Origin of the sequence: Butyricicoccus sp., from assembly GCF_050872565.1 — a bacterium.
Lineage (GTDB): Bacteria > Bacillota > Clostridia > Oscillospirales > Butyricicoccaceae > Butyricicoccus_A.
On record NZ_JBNMHC010000298.1, the window covers coordinates 1 to 2,817 of the forward strand.

The 2,817-nt window shown below is 47.1% G+C and carries 4 protein-coding genes; all 4 read right to left on the bottom strand.

The genetic code is table 11. The features are described 5' to 3' along the window. On the bottom strand, positions 1-776 hold a 776-nt coding region (locus tag ACR0P9_RS10365; RefSeq protein WP_432619872.1), incomplete at its 3' end, for a homocysteine S-methyltransferase family protein. A 113-nt stretch (positions 777-889) separates the two neighbouring features. Then, complete coding sequence (locus tag ACR0P9_RS10370) at positions 890-1,033, bottom strand: hypothetical protein (RefSeq protein ID WP_432619874.1); 144 nt, start codon at positions 1,031-1,033, stop codon at positions 890-892. 158 nt (positions 1,034-1,191) lie between these two features. Further along, positions 1,192-1,581 carry a hypothetical protein gene (locus tag ACR0P9_RS10375; RefSeq protein WP_432619876.1) on the bottom strand — a complete coding sequence of 130 codons (390 nt, stop codon included), beginning with the start codon at positions 1,579-1,581 and terminating at the stop codon, positions 1,192-1,194. Positions 1,582-2,036: 455 nt separating this feature from the next. Next, on the bottom strand, positions 2,037-2,817 hold a 781-nt coding region (locus ACR0P9_RS10380), incomplete at its 5' end, for a magnesium chelatase domain-containing protein (RefSeq protein ID WP_432619878.1).

Genomic DNA, 2,817 nt, shown 5'->3' on the forward strand with positions numbered 1-2,817 from the left:
ACACCTGCTGCCGCCATTTCCGGCACAAGTGCTGCAAATTCTTCCGGCTTACAGGTATATACAGCCTTGCCGTCTACCATTTCCGGAATGCCTGCATTAGGCTTTGCAATCAACGGAACCTGTGCATATTCTGCCATACGTTCGAGCTGAATCAACATCTTATCCGGTCCCACAGAACAATTCAAGCCGAAGGCATCAGCACCCATGCTCTGCATGATTACCAGCGCCGCGGTGACATCAGTACCCGTCAGTGTCTTGCCATTTTCATCACAGGTAAATGTGACAAATACCGGCTTATCGCTGATGCTCTTTACTGCGAGAATCGCCGCACGCGCTTCCGGAATCGTCATCGTTGTCTCAATGACAAAGACATCCACGCCAGCGTCTTCCAAGGCTTTTGCTTGTTCTGTATAGACATCCAACAGATCATCAAAACTCAAATCGCCAATCGGGTACAAAAATTTGCCGGTCGGCGCAATATCTCCGGCAACCATTGCCTTTTGTCCAACTGCTTCACGGGACAAGCCAACCAATCGTGTATTGTACTCTGTCGTCTGTCCATGAATGCCATTGCCTTCCAGTTTTATGCGATTTGCACCAAAGGTGCTGGCATAGACAATATTGCTGCCTGCCGCAACATAGTTTTTTTGAATGTCCTGAATGGCTTCCGGATGCTCCAAGACCCACTGCTCTGCGCACTGTTCATTGGTGTATCCACGCTTTTGCAGCTGTGTGCCGGTCGCACCATCCAAAATCAATGGAAGCTGTAATTCCATAGGTATCCCTCCGTTTTCTGCTTTGCATATAGGATACCATATGCTGACACCGATGTTAAGTGGCTTTTTGCGGTTTTTGAGATTTTTTGTCTCAGGTCATTGCGGTTACGCAGCTACAAGGGCGCTTTCACTGACACATCCTCCCACTCTTTAAACCAAGCACGGCATAAATCAAAATAGTTCTCTTGCGGCTCATGGTCAAAGGGGTCTTTTTTGACGTATTTGAGAATTTCAGAAGCCGTTTTTGAATAGTTCATATTTGTATCCTCCGAAAATAAAAAAAGAGGTCAGCACTGCAATTCTGTGCCAACCTCTTTAGGTCTGCCCACACCTGCTGTGTGAGCGCGTGTTATTTTGGTTTTATTATATCAGATGATACAGGAAAAGGACACCCTCGCGGATGCCCTTTTTGTTTTTATTCAGATTTTTCGAGCGATTGCTCAGAGATGGAATAATCGAAACCGTCTTTGTCCATGGCTTCATGCATCATCCCGATAATCAGCTGTTGCAGACTTGTTCCGTTCTGCGCGGCATATGCTTTCCATTTTTCCCTTTCGCCTTTGGGGATGCGTGTTTTCACATCGTCAAACTTGGCGTTATACTTTGCATTCGCGTGTTTCTTTTGCTGGTACGCCGATTTTGCCGATGCGCCGTTTAATTCCCTTTTTCGCGCGTCTGATTCTTTACTCATATCTTGCCCTCCTGTCATGAGCAAAGAATAGCATACATGGGTACGTGTTGTCAAGAGACTTTTTTTATTTTGCGAGAAATTTTCCGGTTTACCCGCCGCGCTGGCTGCGGTCATGTCCCCCACCGGTGCACGTGTGTTCTCGTGCTGTGTACGTCAAACTGCACAAACTATTTTACATGTACCCGTGTATATTTGTGTGTATTACCTATATACAAACACGGGTACATGTTGTATAATATAGACAGTTAAGAGAGAGGGACACAACAAAGAAAGCCCCTCTCAAATAACTAAAAAGAAAAGAGCCTAAGCACTAGCATTGCAAAGGCTCTATAGAGAGGGGGGTGAAACCTATGGGTACCCCTGTACCTCTCTACAATACCGGCTATGGCTGGATGTGGTCAGATGGTGTAATCCGCACCACTGATTCATCCGACGAGCTATAGCCACTGATAACCGGCGTGGCGGTTGTAAAACATACCACGCACAAATCAAAATTTATATCGTGCCTGTATTATAACAGGCAGAAGGGAGATTGTCAAGCATGAAGTGCACAAACAATAATTTTTCTCTTATTTTCTCCCAAAAGCTGCACCGATTGCCTGCGCAATATTTTCCACCTGAACAATATGAAAGCTATCTGGAATTTCCATGCGTCCGATGTCCTGCTTTGGCATGATACAAGTCGTAAAGCCCAACCGAATGGCTTCATGAATGCGCTGGCTCACTGCTGTGACTGCGCGTAGTTCTCCCGTCAGACCAACTTCCCCAAAGGACATAACGCCTTCTGGAAGCGGCTGATCTCGATAACTGGACGCCACAGCTAAGGCAATCGGCAAGTCAATTGCTGGTTCATCCAGCCGCATACCACCGATGACATTGATATACGCATCACTGGAGGACAGATACAGTCCTACTCGTTTTTCCAAAATGGCAAGCAGCAGCACCATGCGATTATAATCTACACCGGCAGACATGCGGCGCGGCGTGCCATACGCTGTTTTTGTCACCAAGGCCTGAATCTCTGCCAAAATAGGCCGACTGCCTTCCATCGTGCAGGCAATACAATTGCCCGAAGCGTCCATCGGATGACCGGACAGCATCGCTGCCGATGGATTCGGTACTTCCACCAAGCCGCAATCGCTCATCTCAAACACACCGATTTCATTCGTCGAGCCAAAACGGTTTTTTGCTGCACGCAGACAGCGGAACGAAACCTGCTTCTCGCCCTCAAAATACAGCACACAGTCAACCATATGTTCCAAAATTTTCGGACCTGCCAATGTGCCTTCTTTGTTGACATGACCGACAATAAAAATCGTGACGTTGTGCCGCTTGGCATACTGCATGAGT

Bases quoted from the DNA above. Each gene is read 5' to 3' on its own strand.
- ACR0P9_RS10370 (WP_432619874.1), bottom strand. From the start codon at position 1,033: ATGAACTATTCAAAAACGGCTTCTGAAATTCTCAAATACGTCAAAAAA.
- ACR0P9_RS10375 (WP_432619876.1), bottom strand. From the start codon at position 1,581: ATGACCGCAGCCAGCGCGGCGGGTAAACCGGAAAATTTCTCGCAAAAT.